The organism is Microbacterium helvum, assembly GCF_014779795.1.
Taxonomy (GTDB): domain Bacteria; phylum Actinomycetota; class Actinomycetes; order Actinomycetales; family Microbacteriaceae; genus Microbacterium; species Microbacterium helvum.
In genome coordinates this window covers 110,336-128,694 of sequence record NZ_JACXZS010000009.1, presented here as the reverse complement: position 1 = coordinate 128,694, position 18,359 = coordinate 110,336, and the positions used below count along the sequence as shown (strand labels likewise).

The window sequence follows — 18,359 nt, the reverse complement described above, 5'->3', positions numbered from 1 at the left end:
CGAGGCATGCCACAGCGAGTACCCCCACGGAGCTACCCGGAATGGGTGCCGAGGAGTGATGCCGGCGCGCCGACGGCGTCCCTAGCGTGACGGTCGTGAAAACGAACCCCCACACCTCGCTTCCGACATCCCGACCGCGCTCGCACCGGATCGGTCGCGTGGCGATCCTCGTCGCCACCTTCGTGGTGGCGATGCTCGCCGTCAACGCCATCGCCGCCTCGCTCGCCGGCCCGGTGATCGCGCTCCTCGTCGGGCCCGCTCTCGGAGTGCTGCTGCTGTGGTTCTACGAGTGGTTCGTCGGGCGGCTCGAGAAGCGGCCCGTCGCCGAGGTCGCCCGGCCTCGCGCGCGCCGCATCGTCGCCGGCGCCCTCGGCGGTCTCGGCCTCGCAGCCGTGACGATCGGCGTGATCGCCCTGCTCGGCGGCTACCGGATCACGGACTGGGGCACGCTGTCGGGCGCTCTCACGGTCGTCGGAATGATGTGCGCCGTCGCGGTCGCCGAAGAGGTGCTGTTCCGCGGTGTCGTCCTGCGGCTGCTGCAGCGTGCGTTCGGCACCTGGATCGCCCTCGCCGGCTCGGCCGCGCTGTTCGGACTCCTGCACCTGCTGAACCCGGGGGCGTCCCCGTGGGGCGCGGTGTCGATCGCGGTCGAGGCCGGTCTCATGCTCGGCGCCGCCTTCGTCGCCACCGGCTCGCTGTGGCTGCCGATCGGACTGCACCTCGGCTGGAACGTCGCCCTCGTCGCCGTCTTCGGCACCGTCACCTCAGGCTCCGACGCGCAGGGCTCGCTCGTCAGCGCCGTGACCGAGGGACCGGTCTGGCTCACCGGCGGCGCGTTCGGCCCAGAGGCGAGCCTCGTCGCGATCGTCGCCTGCTCGATCGTGACGATTGTGCTGCTGGTCCGGGCGCACCGCGACGGCCGCATCGTCGCCCGACCACGCCGCGAACGCACCGCGGCTCCACTCTTCTGATGCAGATGGCCGAACCCGAGCGCGGGTTCGGCCATCTGACGTCGAGTGGGCCCCGTGGGGCTCGAACCCACGACCCGCGGATTAAAAGTCCGATGCTCTACCGACTGAGCTAGAGGCCCTCGCGACTCCAGCCTACTTGTCTCGGCGCATGGGCTTGTTTCAATTGGCGGTACGGCAACTCCCTGCGGCGGTCGCGCTCAGCCTTTGCCGCCCTTGCCCTTGCCGTTGTTGCTTCCGGGGCCGTTCCCGTTCCCCTTGCCGTTGGTGTCGCCGGGGCCGCTGCTGCCGCCTCCGCCGGCGCCGGTGTCGGCGGGTGGCACCTGGACCGCGGGGGCGTCGTCGGCCGGCGCGTTCACCGGCGCCTGTTCGACGGGAGGATCCTCCGTCGGCATCGGAGCGAGCTCCTCGGCGGGCGTCGTCGGCGCCGGTTCGGGGATCGCCCCCCAGCTGTTCGCGAGCCACAGGGTTCCGGCGGCCAGGACGACGGCGAGGAACGCTGCGATCACCACGCCGAGCAGCAGTGTGCGACGGGTAGGCCGGCGCCCCCTGTCCGCGACCGGCGATGGGCCCGAAGCGGTCGATTCGGGCTCGGGTGCAGACTCCGGCCCGGAGGCTGGGGATGCGCCGGGCCCGACGGCGGGAATGACGGCGGGCATGAGGGCGTCGCCGCTGCCCGGCTCGGGGCCGTCGGCAGGCGATGCGGACGCCGGCGCGGGGAAGATCTGCGTGGGAGCGGTGACAGGCCTGGCGATGGGCGCGGTGGAGGGGTCGGCGTTCTCACGGGCGAGCGCGTTCTCCATCGCCGCCAGGCGCGCCGCCGCCTGGACCACCTCGAGCGCGGTGGGGCGGTCATCCGGCCGGATCGCCGTCATCCCGCGCAGCAGCCCCTGCCAGGACGGGTGCAGCGAGGCGGGGATCTCGGGCGCGGCCGACAGCCGCGCCATGACGGTTGCGATGCCCTCGACGTCGCCGAACGGACGCGCTCCGGTCAGCGCCTCGATCAGCAGCAGACCGAAGGCGTAGATATCGGCGGCCGGGGCCGGTACGTCGCCGCGCGCCTGCTCCGGGGCGACATACGCCATGGTGCCGACGATGGTCCCCGGCGTCGTCACCCGGGCGGAGTCCATGAGGTAGGCGATGCCGAAGTCGCCCAGCTTCGCGCGCCATTCCCATCCGGGCCGCGGCGATGCCGACAGCAGCACGTTCGAGGGCTTGATGTCACGGTGGATGACGCCATGGTCGTGCGCGACGTGCAGCCCTTCGGCGATGTCGATCGCGATCGACGCCACGGACCGTGGGTCCACCGGACCGCGGGCGATCAGATCGCGCAGTGTGATGCCGTCGACGTGCTCCATCACCAGGTAGCTCACGGCATCCCTGCCGATGCGCGCGTCGAAGACGGTGACGAGGGAGTGATGGCTGAGGGATGCGAGAAGCGTCGTCTCCGACAGGGCACGCTCGACCGAGTCGATGCCATCCGTCGGCTCGCGGAACACCTTGACCGCGACGGACCGCCGCAGGTGGGTGTCGTCCGCGCGGTACACCCTCGCCATGCCGCCCTCGCCGATCCGCTCCCGCAGCAGATACCGGTCGTCGAGCAGTTCACCGGTCGACAGCTCCGCCGACTCGAGTAGGTTTGTCATGATCCTCCCTGTCCGGGCGAGAGCGGGGATCGCCTGGACAGGTCCACGGTAGATTCCGTCGCGGACGAGGTCAGGGCCCTTGACGAAGCCGCCGACATGAGGCATGCGGAGCGACCTCCCAGCCTCCGGCGAGCCGTGTGCGGCATGCTGGAGGGGTGATGGGGGACGAGGCTCGGGACAGGGATGCCGCAGATCAGGGCGTCGATTCGCTCATTCCTCCGCTTCCTGACCTCTCGGCGTCCGAGGCCGCTGCCGCCGCTCCGGTCGCAGGCCATGGCCCGACGACGGACACCGTCACCGTCCAGGCTCAGAGCCGCCGCAACTGGAACCGTGTGATCGGCGGGTTCGCGGCATCCCTCGTCGTACTCACCGGCGTGGGATTCGCGGTCGCGACGATCAACGAACGCGTCGCCCTCACGCCGCAGGCGGCGGCCCTCGCGGCGGTCCAGGGCGCGGCGGATGCGGCCTCGGCGACCGTCGCCGTCGCCGTCGCCGGCGGCGGCATCGCCACCGCGCACTGGTCAGACGAGGGCGCCGACCTCGTCCTGGTGGCCCAGCGCGTGTCCGCGACCGAGCCGCGAGAGACACTCGCGGTCTGGGTGCTGCGCGATGGCGACCCCGTCGAGGCGGGCACGCTCGACATCGACCCCGCAGGCGCCGCGACCCTGGTGCTCGACGACTGGCGGCCGGCCGAGACCGTCATCATCACGCTCGAGCGCGCCGACGACATGGCCGACCGGCCGCTCGGCGATACGGTCGCACAGATCCCGACCGACTGACGCTTCGGTAGCCTGTGGCTGTGGCATCCGCCTCCCAGAAGACCTCGCCGTCGCAGACGACTCAGACGCTCGCGCACCTGCGTCGTGCGCGTGACCTGATGGACCGCGACTACGCGCTTCCGCTCGACGTGCCCACGATGGCCGCGAAAGCGCTCATGTCGCCTGCTCATTTCTCGCGGGAGTTCAAGGCCGCGTACGGCGAGACTCCGTACGCCTACCTCATGACGCGTCGTATCGAACGCGCGATGTCACTGCTGCGCGACGGGGTGTCGGTCACGGATGCCTGCACCGCCGTCGGGGCCACGTCGCTGGGGTCGTTCAGCTCGACCTTCAGCGAGATCGTGGGGGAGTCGCCGAGTTCGTACCGGTCGCGGCCGCACGACGCCGCCGAGGCGATGCCGCTGTGCGTCGCGAAGATCCTGACGCGTCCCACGCGGTACGCCTGAACCGAGCAGGATCGGAGAAGCGCCGGGGCCGATGCGTCCGTAGCGTGGTGGCCATGACGAACATCGCACTGGCATACAGCCCCATCACCGTGGACGACGTCGACGCCGCCATCCCCTTCTACCGCGACGGGCTCGGCCTCGAGATCGTGAACGACGTCGCGTACGACGGCCACCGCTGGGTGAGCTTCGGCTTCCCGGGCCAGCCCGGCCTGTCGCTCGTCGTGTCGGACCCGTCCGCCGGTCGCTCGCCCGACGACGGCGACGCGCTGCAACGGCTCGTGGTCAAGGGGTCGGGCCCCGGCCCGTACGTCTTCACCACCACCGACCTCGACGCCACGTTCGAGAAGCTGCGTGCGTTCGGAGCCGAAGTGCTGCAGGAGCCGAAGGAGCAGGGCTGGGGGCCCCGGGACGCCGCCTTCCGCGACCCGGCGGGCAACCACATCCGCATCAACCAGGTCTGAGCGGGACGCGACATGTGCCTGCCGTGGATCGCGGCGATGCAGCTCGAACAGAAACGGGTGCTCGTCGCCGCCGGTAGCCTGGAGACGATGAGCGATTCGTCCCGTGAGTTCCACAAACCCGTCCGCCGGCCGGCCGAACTCTTCGACCGGACGTTCTCGGCAGAGGACCCGGCCGAGGTGTCGCGCATCGCGCACACGACGGCGCACGCCCTGCTCGCGCGGGTACGGGCCGACCCCGACGGTGCGACGGTCGACCGGCTCGTCGCGTTCACCGACGAGCACGGCATCGACGACATCGCCGAGCTGTGGTCGCGGTCGCCGTCACGCAGCCTTCCGGGCGCGCTGTGGCGGCTCTACCTGGTGCAGCTCATGATCCACGACGATCCGCGCACGGCCGCGCTCCTCTACGAGCGCGGCCGTGCCGAGCTCGCCTCGGCCGACGACGTCGTCGCGGGCGCACCGTCGCCCGCGGGACCGGAAGAGCTCGTGGCACTCGTAGACACCATCCTGCGCGGTCTGTTCGAGGGAGACTTCGCCGTGGCACTGGATCGCGCGGCTGCGTTCTGCCGGGTACAGGCCTCCGGCGCCACGCACGTGGCCGACGACTACGAGCACACCGAGCCCGAGCGCGCGTCCGCCTTCACCACCCGCGCCCTGCGGCTGTCGGACTACGCCGCCGACCTCTCTGCGTGCGCCGGCCTGTGGCGTCGCGACGCGCTGACCTGAGGCATCCACTCGCCACGCCCACCGCGACCGTGACGTCGGGGCCGCAGCGTCCGCCGGTCCGCCGGTCGCTGCGGGGCGGGTGCGCAGTGCGCGCCCGATCGCGTCCTGCACAGAATCGGATCCGCGGGTGCGGGCCGACGGCGCGACGTGCCGGGTACGGGATGCCGCGGCCCGGCGTGTCGGCCGGCGCCCCGCACGTGCGGATCCGATGTTGTGTCGGGATGCCGCTCGCAGCCGACTGCTGCGACCCAGCGTCTGCGGCCCGGTGCCCGGCGTGATCGCACAGAATCGGATCCGCGGGTGCGGGCCGACGGCGCGACATGCCGGGTACGGGATGCCGCGGCCCGGCGTGTCGGCCGGCGCCCCGCACGTGCGGATCCGATGTTGTGTCGTAGGTGCACACCGGCGTCTCCTCCCCAAAGGGGGCGTTCCGCCGAGCTGTCCACAGATGCTTCGATCCGCGCGGCGAGCTGTCGCCGGGTTCCGAACACTGAGACGGTGTGCACCGTCGAGCAACCTGCCGTGTCGTCGTTCCGTGAGCTGACGAGTTCCGGCCACACCCGAGCGAAGATCGCCCAACGCGTCGCGGACGGCAGCCTCTCGTCCTTGCGTCGCGGAGTGTACGCCTCGGACGGAGCTTGCGCCGACGTGACTGCAGCCGCAACGCACGGTGGGTCGCTGGCCTGTGTGACGGCGGCACGCCACCTGGGGCTGTGGGTGCTGGAGACGGATGCAGCTCCCCATGTCTGGCTGCGCGCACACGGACGCTCGTATCCGCATGACGAGTGCCGCTGCGTCACGCACTGGGACGACGGGACGACCAAGGACTCGTTCGGCATCCCGTCCGTTCCCCGCGTGTTGCGGCAGATTCTGTTGTGTCGTGGGCTCGAGGAGTTCTTCGTCACCCTGGAATCGGCCCGGCGCCTGAAACAGCTGTCTGAGACGGGGCTCGCATGGCTTCGTGCGCGAGTCGGGCCGGACGCACGAGATGCCATCGCATTCTCACGCGCGGACGCCGACAGTGGACTCGAATCACTTCTGCGGTGGCGGCTTCGCAGCCACAATCTGCCGGTGCGTACTCAGATGAGGATCCCGTCGGTCGGACGCGTGGACTTTCTGATCGGCGACCGGCTCATCGTGGAGGTGGATGGAGCGCCGAATCACGACGACGAGTCCCATCGGCACAAGGACCTCGTCCGGGACGCGAACGCCGCGTCGTGGGGGCACGTCACGCTCCGATTCGACTATGCGCTGGTTGTGCACGATTGGCCGACGGTCGAGATGGCGATCCTCGCCTACATCGACCGAGGCCTCCACCTCGCCTGAGGCCGCTGGGCGCCGTCGTGGCGCCGGTTCGGTCGCATCCTCCCCACGTCTGCTGCACAGAGAATCGGATCCGCGGGTGCGGGCCGGCGACGCGACGCGCCGGGTTGTGGATGCCGCGGCCCGGCGTGTCGGGCATGGCCTCCGCGGGCGCGGATCCGATGTTGTGCAGCACCCGGCTGACCTGTGCCCACGCCTCGTCTGCCGGCCGGTTCCCCCCTGGCTCGATCGCACCGAATCGGATCCGCGGGTGCGGGCCGGCGACGCGACGCGCCGGGTTGTGGATGCCGCGGCCCGGCGTGTCGGGCATGGCCTCCGCGGGCGCGGATCCGATGTTGTGTCGGCGGAAGTAGAAGTCGACAGTGGCGGAGCGCCGCGGCATACGGGCACCGGTGCCGGGGTTCGAGCACCCGCGGCGCGGATCCCCGGAGGCATGAAAGTGCCGGGCCGCAGAACGCCTCTCGGCGCAAGGCCGCTCGCGGCGGCAGAAGATGGAGCCCGGGGTTACTGCGGCCCGGCCGATCCAGTGTAACCGAGACGAGCGGCCTCGCATTCCCGACGGCTTAGGCTCGGGGCATGGCACTGCGTTTCGCGCTCGTGATCGAGCCCGCGGCATCGGATGACCCCCGAACCGACTTCGACGACACGTTCCGCGCGATCGACCCGTCCGCCCCGGCGCTGAGCGTCGGCGAACTGAGCACGCAGCGCGGCGACGGCATCTTCGAGTCGATCGGCGTCGTCGACGGGCATCCGCAGGAGACGCAGGCGCATCTGGAACGCCTCGCCCACTCTGCGGCGATCTGCGACCTTCCGGCACCCCACCTCGAACAGTGGCGTCGTGCGGTCGAGATCGCCGCGACGCACGCCCCGCAGCGAGGCGAAGGCGTCGTCAAGCTGATCCTCAGCCGCGGCGTCGAGCACGGCCCGGCGCCCACCGCGTGGGCGACCGCGGCAGCGGCCGCGGACAACACGGTCGCACGCGAGCAGGGCATCCGGGTGGTCACGCTTGACCGCGGCTACGGGATCGACACCCCGGCGAAGGCGCCCTGGCTGCTGCTGGGCGCCAAGACGCTGTCGTACGCGGTGAACATGGCCGCCATCCGCGAGGCGCATCGGCGCGGGGCTGACGACGCCGTCTTCGTGACGTCCGACGGGTTCGTGCTCGAGGCGCCCACCGCGTCGCTCATCGTCCGCATCGACGGTCGATTCGTCACCCCGGCCCCGAACGGCGGCATCCTGCACGGCACGACGCAGCTGAGCCTGTTCGCGCACCTCGCGTCCGAGGGGTTCGAGACCGGCTACGCGACGCTTCCGACGCGATCGCTGAAGGACGCGGATGCCGCGTGGCTGGTGTCGAGCGTGCGCCTGGCCGCGCCCATCACCGCGATCGACGGCATGGACGTTCCGGTGGACGCCGGGCTGACGGCATCCATCAACCGATACCTGCTGAGCCCGCGCGACTGAGCCGCGCGGCGAGGATCACCCGAAGCGGCCCGAGACGTAGTCCTCGGTGGCCTGCACTGACGGCGTCGTGAAGATCGTGGCGGTGTCGTCGTACTCGATGAGCTTTCCCGGCTTGCCGGTGCCGGCGATGTTGAAGAACGCGGTCTTGTCGCTCACACGCGAGGCCTGCTGCATGTTGTGCGTCACGATGACGACCGTGTAGGTGTTCTTCAGCTCGCCGATGAGCTCCTCGATCGCATAGGTCGAGATCGGGTCGAGCGCCGAGCACGGCTCGTCCATCAGGATCACCTCGGGCGAGACGGCGATGGCCCGGGCGATGCACAGGCGCTGCTGCTGGCCGCCCGAGAGGCCGCCGCCGGGCTTGTCCAGGCGATCCTTGACCTCGTTCCAGAGGTTCGCGCCCTGCAGCGACTGCTCGACGAGGGCGTCCGCATCGGACTTCGAGATGCGCTTGTTGTTGAGCTTCACGCCCGCGAGCACGTTCTCTTTGATCGACATCGTCGGGAAGGGGTTGGGGCGCTGGAACACCATGCCCACCTGGCGGCGCACGAGCACGGGATCGACGTTCGCCCCGTAGAGGTTGTCGCCGTCGATCATCACCTCGCCCTCGACCCGGCCCCCGGGGATCACTTCGTGCATGCGATTGAGCGTGCGCAGGAACGTCGACTTGCCGCAGCCGGACGGGCCGATGAACGCCGTCACGCTGCGCGGCTCGATGTACAGCGAGACGCCTTCGACGGCGAGGAAGTCGCTGTAGTAGACGTTGAGGTCGTTGACTTCGATGCTTTTGGACACCTGTGGGCGGCCTTTCGTACTAACGGGTCTTCGGCGCGAAGAGCTTCGCGATGAGCCGGGCGATGAGGTTGAAGATGACGACGAGGATCACCAGCAGCAGCGCGGCGCCCCACGCCTGCGCCTGTGACGCGTCGATGTCCTTCGAAGGGAAGCTGTAGGCCGTGTACGCCATGACCGGAAGGGTCTGCATGGGACCCTTGAACGGGTCGGCGTTGAAGTTGTCGGTGAAGCTCGCGGCGATGAAGATCGGCGCGGTCTCGCCGACGACACGCGCTACCGCCAGGACGACACCCGTGACGATTCCGCTTGCCGCCGTCCGCAGCACGACCTTGAGGATCGTGGTGGACTTCGGCACGCCGAGGGCCAGGGACGCCTCACGCAGGTCTGCGGGGACGAGGCGGATCATCTCTTCGGTAGAGCGGACCACGATCGGGATCATGAGCACGCACAGCGCGATCGATGCGGAGAAGCCGCTGAACGCCTTGGGTCCGACGATGAGGCTGAAGAGCGAGAACGCGAACAGACCGGCGACGATCGAAGGGATGCCGGTCATCACGTCGACCAGGAAGGTGATGGTGCGACGCAGCGGGTTGGTCGGCAGTGCGTACTCGGTCAGGTAGACCGCGGTGAGGATGCCGATGGGCACCGAGATGAGCGCGGCGATGCCCGTGATGATGAGCGTTCCGACGATCGCCTGCAGCGCGCCCGGCGTGCTCGTGACCTCGAGGGTCTCAGGGTTGAACGTCGACTCGGTGACCGACGTGATGAACTGCCAGTTCACGATCTCGGCGCCCTTGGCGATGACGGTCCACAGCGTCGAGATGAGCGGCGCGACCGCGAGCACGAAGAACGCCGTGACGACGCCGCGCACGACGCGGTCGGTGGCCTTGCGTCGACCTTCGACGATCGACGCGCCCACTCCGATCGCGATCAGGTAGAGCACGGCGGTCAGGACCAGCCAGATGGCGATGTTCAGGCTCTGGGTGAGGACGAACATCACGAGCCCGACGAGGATCGCCACCCCGACGAGGAGGATCGGCTCGATGAACCGAGGAAGGTGGCCGCTCGTGAGTCGCATCTGCTGCCGGACCTGCGGCGCGGAGGGGGTCATGGTCGACGTCATGCGACCTTTCCTTCCTTGCGGCGGCGCTTGCGCGCCGGCTTCGGACCCTGTGCGGCGATGATGTATCGGGCGAGCATGTTCACCGCGAAGGAGACGACGAACAGCATCAGGCCGGTGCCGATGAGCGCAGAGCGCTGGATCTCGGTGGCGACCGGGAAGTTGAGTGCGACGTTCGCGGCGATCGTCTGCGAGTTGTAGCCGTCGGTGAGGATGAGGAGCGAGTACAGCACGGACGGCGACATGATCATCGCGATGGCCATGGTCTCGCCCAGTGCCCGCCCCATCCCCAGCAGGGTCGCCGAGATCATGCCGCTGCGCGCGTAGGGCAGGACCGACAGACGGATCATCTCCCACCTCGTCGCGCCGAGGGCCAGCGCCGCCTCTTCGTGCAGGCGCGGCGTCTGCAGGAAGATCTCGCGTGTGATCGAGGTGACGATCGGCAGGATCATGACGGCCAGCACGACGCCACCGGCGAGCATCGTGGAACCGGTGGAGGACACCGGGCCGGCGAAGAGCGGGATCCAGCCGAAGTACTGGTTGAGGAAGTCCGAGAGCGGCAGCAGGAAGGGCCGCATGACCGCGATGCCCCAGAGGCCGAACACGATCGAGGGGACCGCCGCGAGCAGGTCGACGATGTAGCCGAGCGCCCCCGCGATGCGGCGGGGGGCGTAATGCGAGATGAACAGCGCGATGCCGATGGCGACCGGCGCACCCAGCACCATCGCGATGAGCGCTGCGAAGATGCTGCCCCACAGGAGCGGGCCGACGTAGTCCCAGAAGCTCGTCCACGGCACCTGGGCGGGGTTCTGGATGGAGCTGAGGTCCTTGTTGTCCGCCCAGTTGGCGGTGATCGCCGGGAGCCCCTGGATGATCAGGAAGATCGCGACCCCGGCGAGGATCACCATGATCGACACTGCGGAGGCGGCCGAGAGGCCGAGGAACACCGTGTCGCCGGCGCGGCGGGTCGATCTGCGGCGTGACGCGGCGGGCGCGGGCGGGCTGATCACGTCAGCCATGGCGGGTCCGTCGGTGTCGCATGGAGGAGCTCCTGTCGGGTTTCCGGAGTGCTTCGAGGTGTCGGGGCGGCTCAATTCCGGCGCCGGACGATCCGGAGACGGAATTCAGCCCGCCCGCCCAGGGATCGCCTGGGCGGGCGGACCGACGTGGGTCACTTGATGGCGTCGATGGTGCTCTGCGCCTCTTCGAGGATCGAGTCCGGCAGCGGAGCCGAACCGGCGTTCTTCGCCGCGACCTGCTGGCCCAGCGTGCTGGCGACGAAGCCGAGGTACGACTTGGTCAGCTCGGCCTGCGCCTCGTCCTGGAACGTCGTGCAGGTGATGGCGTACGAGACGAGCGGGATCGGGTAGGTCTCGGTGGTCAGCTTCGAGTAGTCGAACTTCTTCGACAGGTCGCCCTCGACGCCGTTGGAGGCGTCGACCGCCGCCACCTCGAACGTCTTCGCGACGGCCTCGGGGCTGAACGGGATCGCGGTGCCGTCGACCACGATGTCGGCCGAGTTCAGCTCGCCGATCGCGGAGTGGTCGGCGTAGCCGATCGTTCCGGTGCCCGCCTTGACGGTGTCGACGACGCCCGAGCCGCCCTTCTGCAGCGAGACGTTGCCCGCGACCGGCCAGTTCTTGCCGGCCTCGTACGGCCAGGCCTCCGCCTGGGTCGCGGCGAGGTAGTTCGTGAAGTTGGCCGTCGTGCCCGAGCCGTCCGAACGGGCGACCGTGGTGATCGGGCCGGCCGCGAGCGCGGTGCCGTTGTCTGCCGTGATGGCCGGGTCCGACCAGTCGGTGATCTGCAGGTTGAAGATCTTCGCGATCGTCTCGCCGCTCAGCTTGAGGCTGTCGACACCGTCGATGTTGTAGATGATCGAGACGCCGTCGAGGTAGACGGGGATGTTCACGCCGCCCTCGGTGCACAGGGCCTCCGACTGCGTGGTCTCGTCGGCCGACAGCGGCGCGTCCGAGCCGGCGAAGTCGTAGGCGCCGCTCAGGAAGTTGGTGACGCCGCCGCCGGAGCCCTGCGACTTGTCGTAGTTGATGGTCACGCCGCCGACAGTCGCGTTGTAGGCCGTCGTCCACGCGGCCTGCGCGTTGCCCTGGGCGCTGGAGCCACCCGCGGTGATCGTGCCCGTGAGGCTCGAGTCGAGCTCGACCGCGACGCCCGAGTCGGCGGCGGACTCGCTGGCGGCCGGGGTGTCGCTCGGGGTGTCGGTGTTCGAGGCGCAGCCGGCGAGGGCGAGGGCCGCGATAGCGGCGACAGCGCCCGCCTGGGCGATGCGAGAGATCTTCACTGTGTGAATCCTTCACGTGTCAGGGAATTGAGGCCTGTGCAGGCCTGCGGGTACGAACCCGGTGCGGGGTTCGTTCTGAAACGTAGGCTCGGACTCTTAAGAGACTGCGCTGCGCGGGTGAACGGAAGGTGAACGGGAAGGGGTGCGCTGGGGTCTCTGCGCTCAGACCTTCGGCTCGTGCGTCTCGATCGTGACGATCCCCGATCCGGGGTTGGCGACCGACAGGTGCACCACCGAGAACGCACCCGTCTCCAGCGCCGAGGCGCTGCCGAGGTAGGACCCGCGCAGCGTGCCGGTGGCCAGAGCCAGCTCGCTCAGGATGTCGGGCAGCACGGGGCCGTGGCTGCACAGCACCGCGGGTTTGCGCGCGCGCACACGCTCGCCGATGATCGTGCGCGCATCGGACGCGCCGCGCTCCCATGCGTCCTGGCTGATGAGCTTCGTCGTGTCGACCTTCCGCCCGAGCGCTTCGGCGAGCGGGGCGACCGTCTTGACGCACCTGGTCGCGGGGCTGGACACGATCCGCCGCACCCCGAACGCCCGCAGGGGGCCCACGATGGCGCGCGCCTGCTTGCGACCGCGCGGTGTCAGCGGGCGGGCGGCATCCTTCCCCTCCCATTCCTCGCGGGGGAGCGCCTTCGCGTGCCGCAGCGCGACGATCGGGAACGTGCGCAGCACTCCCTCGTCGACGAGCCGCAGGAAGTTCTCGATGATCTCGACGTCGACCGGGTAGCTCAGGCGCGCGATCGCCTTCTTGGGTGTGACCCATTCGATCGCCGCGATCTCTCTGTTCGGCACGAACTCGCTCGCGCGGATCGCGTCGTCCGTCGCCTCGGCGGCCCAGTAGTGCACGATCTTGGTGCGCTTGCTCGGCAGCCGGTAGCGCGAGACGCCGACCGGCACGCCGAGCGCGACACGGATGCCGGTCTCTTCGTGGATCTCGCGCACGGCGGTCTCGGCGAGCATCTCACCGGGATCCACCTTGCCCTTGGGCAGGGTGACGTCGCGGTACTTGGTGCGATGGATCAGGAGCACGCGCAGCTTGTCGTCGACGACGCGCCACACCACGCCCCCCGCCGCGTACACCGCGGTCTCGGTCATCGCACCGCACGTGCCCGCCGACGGCGCTGCACGTTGGTCATGGTCCGGTCCTGGATGTCCAGCAGCGGCCTGCCGTCCTCGGCGACGTTGTGCCGGACCCATTCGCCCTCGGCACCGAGGTGCCACGAGCTGGTGGTGTCGCTCATCGCGAGCGTGAAGAGGTGTTCGAGCTCCTTGACATGCGCCGGCGAAGAGACGCGCACCAGCGCCTCGACACGACGGTCGAGGTTGCGGTGCATCATGTCGGCGCTGCCGATGTAGACCACCGGCTCGCCGTCGCCGCCGAACGCGAAGATGCGGGAGTGCTCGAGGTAGCGGCCGAGGATCGAACGGACGGTGATGTTCTCGCTCATGCCCTCGACACCCGGCTTGAGCGAGCAGATGCCGCGCACCCACACCTCGACCTTCACGCCCGCCTGGCTGGCGCGGTACAGCGCGTCGATGATCTGCTCGTCGACCATCGAGTTGACCTTGATGCGCACGCTCGCGGGCTTGCCGGCGAGGGCGTTGCGCCGCTCCTTGTCGATGAGCCTCAGCAGCCCCTTGCGCAGGTGCAGCGGGGCGACCAGCAGGCGCTTGAACTTCTTCTCGATGGCGTAGCCGCTGAGTTCGTTGAACAGGCGCGTGAGGTCGCGGCCGACCTGGTCGTCGGCGGTGAACAGGCCGAAGTCCTCGTAGATGCGGCTCGTCTTGGGGTTGTAGTTGCCGGTGCCCACGTGGCTGTAGCTGCGCAGCACGCCGCCTTCCTCGCGGATGACCAGCGCCAGCTTGCAGTGCGTCTTGAGTCCCACGAGGCCGTACACGACGTGGACGCCGGCCTTCTCGAGCTTGCGGGCCCACACGATGTTGTTCGCCTCGTCGAAGCGCGCCTTGATCTCGACGAGGGCGAGCACCTGCTTGCCCGCCTCGGCCGCGTTGATCAGGGCCTCGACGATGGGGCTGTCGCCCGACGTACGGTACAGCGTCTGCTTGATGGCGAGCACGTGCGGGTCCTTGGCGGCCTGCTCGAGGAACGCCTGCACGCTCGTCGCGAACGACTCGTACGGGTGGTGCACCAGCACGTCGCCCTTGCGGATGGCGGCGAAGATGTCGGCGCGCTCGTTGTTGTCGCCCGGCTGGAAGGCCAGGGCCGTGGTCGGCACGTGGGGCTTGTAGTGCAGATCGGGGCGATCGATCCGCGACAGGTCGAACAGCCCGCGGAGGTCGAGCGGCCCGGGCAGGCGGTAGACCTCCTGCTCGGTGATGTCGAGCTCTTTGATGAGCAGGTCGAGCGTGACGTCGTCCATGTCGTCCGTGATCTCGAGCCGGATCGGCGGCCCGAACCGGCGGCGCAGCAGTTCGGCTTCGAGCGCCTGGATGAGGTTCTCGGTCTCGTCCTCTTCGATCACCATGTCCTCGTTGCGGGTGAGGCGGAAGGCGTGGTGATCGAGGACCTCCATGCCGGGGAAGAGGTCGTCGAGGTGGTTCGAGATGAGGTCTTCGAGGGGCAGGTAGCGCACCGCGCCCTCGGACGGCGGAAGCGCGACCACGCGGGGGAGCATCGGCGGCACCTTGAGGCGCGCGAACTCCTGACGCCCGGTGCGGGCGTTGCGGATGCGGATCGCGAGGTTGAGCGACAGGCCCGAGATGTACGGGAACGGATGGGCCGGGTCGACCGCGAGCGGCATCAGCACCGGGAACACCTGCGCCTGGAAGTACTCGTACAGCTGGGCGCGCTCGTCGGCGTCGAGGGAGTCGTAGGAGACGACCTGGATGCCGGCGTCCGCGAGCGCCGGCTGCACGAGCGTCATCCACGCGTTGGCGTGGCGCAGCTGCAGCCGGTGAGCCTCGGCCGAGATCTCGGCCAGCACGTCCATCGGAGACGTGCCCACGTTGGTCGGCACGGCGAGCCCGGTCATGATGCGGCGTTTGAGCCCTGCGACGCGCACCATGAAGAACTCGTCGAGGTTGCTCGCGAAGATCGCCAGGAAGTTCGCGCGCTCCAGCACAGGCAGATTCGGGTCTTCGGCGAGTTCGAGTACGCGCTGGTTGAACGCGAGCCAGCTCAGCTCGCGGTCCAGGTAGCGGTGGTCCGGCAGCTGGGAGTCGAACTCCTCCGACATGTCGAAGTCGTCGTCGTCCGCATCTCCCAGGCCGGTGTCGAGCACCTCGGGTTCGATCATTCCCTCATCATTGCAGGGTCATGTGACCGGAGTGTGAACCGAGGGATGCCGGGCGCCCGGCATCCGGACCACGAAGCGATGCGCAGCTAGGCGTCGGTCTTCTCTCGCGGCGCGGGTTCGGGCTCGTCCTCGTAGACGTTGAACCGGTAGCCGACGTTGCGCACCGTGCCGATGAGCTGCTCGAGGTCGCCGAGCTTGGCCCGCAGTCGCCGCACGTGGACGTCGACCGTGCGCGTGCCGCCGAAGTAGTCGTAGCCCCATACCTCGCTCAGCAGCTGCTCGCGCGTGAACACGCGCGACGGATGGGTGGCGAAGAAGTGCAGGAGCTGGAACTCCTTGTAGGTGAGGTCGAGCGGCTTGCCGTGCACCTTCGCCGAGTATGAGGACTCGTCGATCGTGATGCCCGAGGTCTGCACGCGCGTCGACACCTGCTCGGCCGACTGCCGGCCGACCGCGAGGCGGATGCGCGCGTCGACCTCGGCGGGCCCGGCCGTCATCAGGATGACATCGTCGACGCCCCAGTCGGGCGACACCGCGGTGAGTCCGCCCTCGGTGACGACCAGCAGCAGCGGTGCGTCGAGGCCTGTCGTGTTGAGGATCTTGCACAGCGACTTGGCGCCGACGAGGTCGACGCGCGCGTCGACGAGGATGATGTCGGCGCTCGGCGCGTTGACGAGCTGTGCGGGCTCGGCGGGGATCTGGCGCACGCGGTGGCTCAGCAGTTCGAGCGCGGGCAGCACAGGACTGCCGCCGTGTGTGGAACTGAGAACCAGGAGCTGAGCCAAAGGATCGCCTTCCCGGCGTGCGGGGGCACGCCGCGAACCCCAGTGTAGAGCGCGTGCGGTCTGTGGTTTCGCCGCGGGGTCATCGGGGCGCAGATGCACGGCCGGGTGCGATGCGGGATGATGGGTGTTGTGGCCGTGCCAGAACTCGCCCCCCGCCGCACGCTCGGCGGGCTCATCGCCGTGTGGGCGCTCGCCGCCGTGATCGCGATCGTCATCGGCATCTTCTCGACGCCGGACTGGCGTGCCGCGTGGCTGGGTGTGGGACTGGGGGGATGCCTCATCGCCGCCTTCGCCGTCCAGCTGTGGTCTGGGCGCGCATCGGGGTTCACCGAGCGCGTCGCGGCCAGCGTCCTGGGGGCGGCCCTGGTCATGGGCGTCATCAGCCTCGGGTTCGGTCTGGCGGCGCTCGTACCCGGCTGAGCCCCGGTCCCGACTAGACTTCACGACATGGATACCGTCGCGCTCGAACTCTTCTTCGTGGGCCTGCTCGGACTCGCATCGCTGGCGATCGTGTTCGTCTCCGTGGTGGTCGTCAAGAACCTGTACCGCGGCCAGCGCTGACGGGGCGCGTCGTGCTCGAGATCCCGACCGACCTTCCCGCCGAGATCGTTCCGCTCTCGTGGCTCCTCGGTGTCTGGGAGGGCACCGGAGTCATCGACTACGGAGACCACGCCTACACCGGCGAGTTCACGCACCGCGTGAGCTTCAGCCATGACGGCGGCGATTATCTGAACTATTCCGCCGAGGCCTGGATCGACCATCCCGACGACCCCGACCGCCGCACGCGGCTGGTGGCCGAGCTCGGCTACTGGCGCCTGTCCCGCACGGCGACGGACGCCGATGCCGGCCCCGGGCTGCTGCCGCCGCTCGCACCGGCCGTCGCGCGCACCGCCGACGACATCGAACGACTGCGCAACGCGGACGGCGGCTTCGACCTCGAGGTCGCCCTCGTGCACGCGGACGGCGTGAGCGAGCTGTATCTGGGGCAGATCAAGGGCCCCCGCATCGACATCGCGACCGACGCCGTCGTGCGGCCGGCCGGCGCCAAGGCGTACGCGGCCGCGACCCGGATGTACGGTCTCGTCGACAACCACCTGCTGTGGGCGTGGGACATCGCCGCGCTGGGCTTCGAACTCGGCGCCCACGCATCCGCGCGTCTGGCCAAGGCCGACTGATGACCGACGTGTTCGCCGCCGTCCCGGGCGCCGTCGTCGACGAGGCCGGACTGCAGCACCTCGGCAGCCCGCTTGTCGAGCAGCGCCGCCTCGCCGCGGGGGAGGCCGTCGCACCGCGTGCCGACCGTGTCGTCATCGCCGTGCCGGGTGAGGACCGTCTTTCGTGGCTCGATTCGCTGTCGTCGCAGGCTCTCGCGCGGCTGCAGCCCGGCGTCAGCACCGAGATGCTGATCCTCGACCCGCAGGGGCATGTCGAGCATGCGGCATCCGTCATCGACGACGGCGAGACCACGTGGCTGATCGCCGATGCCGCCGACGGGCCCGGCCTGTACGACTGGCTGCGCAAGATGCGGTTCCGGCTGCGCGTGGATCCGCGCATCGCCGACGAGTACGCCGTCATCGGCGGCACGTCGGCCGCGCTCGCGACCGCCGTGGCCGCCGCCGCACCGGCCGGCACTCCGCTGGTGTGGCGGGACCCCTGGCCCGACGTGACGCCCGGCGGCTGGGCGTATGCGGCCGTCGAGCCTCACCCCGGCGCCGACCGTGACTGGGCGGAGGCGATCGTCACCCGCGAAGAAGAGGCGAGGATCGCGGATGCCGCCACCCGGGGCGACATGCGGCTCGCCGGTCTTGCGGCGGTCGACGCGCTGCGTGTGGCCGCGTGGCGTCCGCGCTGGAGCGCCGACGTCGACGAACGCGCGCTGCCGCACGAGCTGGACTGGCTGCGGACGGCCGTGCACCTCGACAAGGGCTGCTACCGCGGGCAGGAGACCATCGCCAAGGTGCACAACCTCGGGCATCCGCCGCGGCGGCTCGTCGCGCTGCAGCTCGACGGATCGGGGAGCGTGCTTCCCGTTCACGGCGCAGCCGTCCGGGTGGGCGACGACGAGGTGGGCGTCGTGACCTCGGCCGCGCTGCACTTCGAAGAGGGGCCGATCGCGCTCGCCGTGGTGCGGCGCTCGACCCCCCTCGACGCGGCGCTCACGGTCGACACCGACGAGGGCCCCGTTGCGGCCGCGCAGGAGGTCGTCGTGCCGCCCGACGCCGGCGCGACGGCGAACGTGCCGCGGATCCCGAGGCTCGGCCGGCGCCAGGCGGCGCAATAG

The 18,359-nt window shown here is 69.8% G+C and carries 18 protein-coding genes and 1 tRNA gene; 10 read left to right on the top strand and 9 right to left on the bottom strand.

The genetic code is table 11. From position 1 onward, the window contains the following. Positions 1–158: 158 nt before the first annotated feature. Positions 159–971 (top strand): CPBP family intramembrane glutamic endopeptidase, encoded by an 813-nt coding sequence (locus IF188_RS14200; protein WP_318152884.1) that lies wholly within the window; start codon positions 159–161, stop codon positions 969–971. Positions 972–1,017: 46 nt separating this feature from the next. Here the strand turns inward: IF188_RS14200 and IF188_RS14195 are convergent. Together IF188_RS14195 and IF188_RS14190 are read right to left on the bottom strand one after the other, a co-directional pair. Continuing rightward, positions 1,018–1,090, bottom strand: a tRNA-Lys gene (locus IF188_RS14195). A gap of 78 nt (positions 1,091–1,168) precedes the next feature. Beyond that, positions 1,169–2,614 (bottom strand): serine/threonine-protein kinase, encoded by a 1,446-nt coding sequence (locus tag IF188_RS14190; protein WP_191172454.1) that lies wholly within the window; start codon positions 2,612–2,614, stop codon positions 1,169–1,171. A gap of 158 nt (positions 2,615–2,772) precedes the next feature. On the opposite strand from IF188_RS14190, the gene IF188_RS14185 reads away from it, so the two are divergent. The 6 genes from IF188_RS14185 (at position 2,773) to IF188_RS14160 (ending at position 7,813) form a co-directional block, all read left to right on the top strand. Next, entirely contained in the window at positions 2,773–3,393 is a 621-nt protein-coding gene (locus IF188_RS14185) for an anti-sigma factor domain-containing protein (RefSeq protein ID WP_224751900.1), read from the top strand. A 98-nt stretch (positions 3,394–3,491) separates the two neighbouring features. Further along, entirely contained in the window at positions 3,492–3,839 is a 348-nt protein-coding gene (locus IF188_RS14180) for a helix-turn-helix transcriptional regulator (protein ID WP_191172533.1), read from the top strand. Between the two features lie 53 nt (positions 3,840–3,892). After that, on the top strand, positions 3,893–4,300 hold the full coding sequence (locus IF188_RS14175) for a VOC family protein (RefSeq protein ID WP_191172452.1): 408 nt from the start codon (positions 3,893–3,895) through the stop codon (positions 4,298–4,300). An 87-nt stretch (positions 4,301–4,387) separates the two neighbouring features. Further along, positions 4,388–5,026 carry a DNA-directed RNA polymerase subunit beta gene (locus IF188_RS14170; RefSeq protein ID WP_191172451.1) on the top strand — a complete coding sequence of 213 codons (639 nt, stop codon included), beginning with the start codon at positions 4,388–4,390 and terminating at the stop codon, positions 5,024–5,026. A 498-nt stretch (positions 5,027–5,524) separates the two neighbouring features. Then, on the top strand, positions 5,525–6,352 hold the full coding sequence (locus IF188_RS14165; protein WP_318152883.1) for an endonuclease domain-containing protein: 828 nt from the start codon (positions 5,525–5,527) through the stop codon (positions 6,350–6,352). 573 nt (positions 6,353–6,925) lie between these two features. Beyond that, on the top strand, positions 6,926–7,813 hold the full coding sequence (locus tag IF188_RS14160) for an aminodeoxychorismate lyase (RefSeq protein ID WP_191172450.1): 888 nt from the start codon (positions 6,926–6,928) through the stop codon (positions 7,811–7,813). Between the two features lie 15 nt (positions 7,814–7,828). Here the strand turns inward: IF188_RS14160 and pstB are convergent, their stop codons facing one another. From pstB to IF188_RS14125, 7 genes are all read right to left on the bottom strand, one after another. Beyond that, positions 7,829–8,608, bottom strand: a complete 780-nt coding sequence (pstB, locus tag IF188_RS14155) for a phosphate ABC transporter ATP-binding protein PstB (RefSeq protein WP_191172449.1) — start codon at positions 8,606–8,608, stop codon at positions 7,829–7,831. Between the two features lie 19 nt (positions 8,609–8,627). Beyond that, a complete protein-coding gene (gene pstA / locus IF188_RS14150) occupies positions 8,628–9,731 on the bottom strand; it encodes a phosphate ABC transporter permease PstA (RefSeq protein WP_191172448.1) in 1,104 nt (367 codons plus the stop codon). Beyond that, entirely contained in the window at positions 9,728–10,747 is a 1,020-nt protein-coding gene (pstC, locus tag IF188_RS14145; protein ID WP_191172447.1) for a phosphate ABC transporter permease subunit PstC, read from the bottom strand. The genes pstA and pstC overlap by 4 nt, the downstream gene beginning before the upstream one ends. Positions 10,748–10,899: 152 nt before the next feature. Then, the gene (locus tag IF188_RS14140; protein WP_191172446.1) at positions 10,900–12,030 is read right to left on the bottom strand and encodes a phosphate ABC transporter substrate-binding protein PstS; all 1,131 of its coding nucleotides are present in this window, start codon (positions 12,028–12,030) and stop codon (positions 10,900–10,902) included. A gap of 162 nt (positions 12,031–12,192) precedes the next feature. After that, on the bottom strand, positions 12,193–13,131 hold the full coding sequence (locus tag IF188_RS14135; RefSeq protein ID WP_191172445.1) for an NUDIX hydrolase: 939 nt from the start codon (positions 13,129–13,131) through the stop codon (positions 12,193–12,195). Next, a complete protein-coding gene (locus IF188_RS14130) occupies positions 13,128–15,293 on the bottom strand; it encodes an RNA degradosome polyphosphate kinase (RefSeq protein ID WP_191172444.1) in 2,166 nt (721 codons plus the stop codon). Before IF188_RS14130 ends, IF188_RS14135 begins: the two co-directional genes overlap by 4 nt. 86 nt (positions 15,294–15,379) lie before the next feature. Next, positions 15,380–16,078 (bottom strand): response regulator transcription factor, encoded by a 699-nt coding sequence (locus IF188_RS14125; RefSeq protein ID WP_191172443.1) that lies wholly within the window; start codon positions 16,076–16,078, stop codon positions 15,380–15,382. A 120-nt stretch (positions 16,079–16,198) separates the two neighbouring features. Here IF188_RS14125 and IF188_RS14120 point away from each other — a divergent pair, with 120 nt between their 5' ends. From IF188_RS14120 to ygfZ, 3 genes are all read left to right on the top strand, one after another. Then, positions 16,199–16,498, top strand: coding sequence for a hypothetical protein (locus IF188_RS14120; protein ID WP_396652807.1), 300 nt, complete (start codon positions 16,199–16,201; stop codon positions 16,496–16,498). A gap of 152 nt (positions 16,499–16,650) precedes the next feature. Next, the gene (locus IF188_RS14115) at positions 16,651–17,253 is read left to right on the top strand and encodes a nitrobindin family protein (RefSeq protein WP_191172441.1); all 603 of its coding nucleotides are present in this window, start codon (positions 16,651–16,653) and stop codon (positions 17,251–17,253) included. Beyond that, positions 17,253–18,359 carry a CAF17-like 4Fe-4S cluster assembly/insertion protein YgfZ gene (gene ygfZ / locus IF188_RS14110; protein WP_191172440.1) on the top strand — a complete coding sequence of 369 codons (1,107 nt, stop codon included), beginning with the start codon at positions 17,253–17,255 and terminating at the stop codon, positions 18,357–18,359. The genes IF188_RS14115 and ygfZ overlap by 1 nt, the downstream gene beginning before the upstream one ends.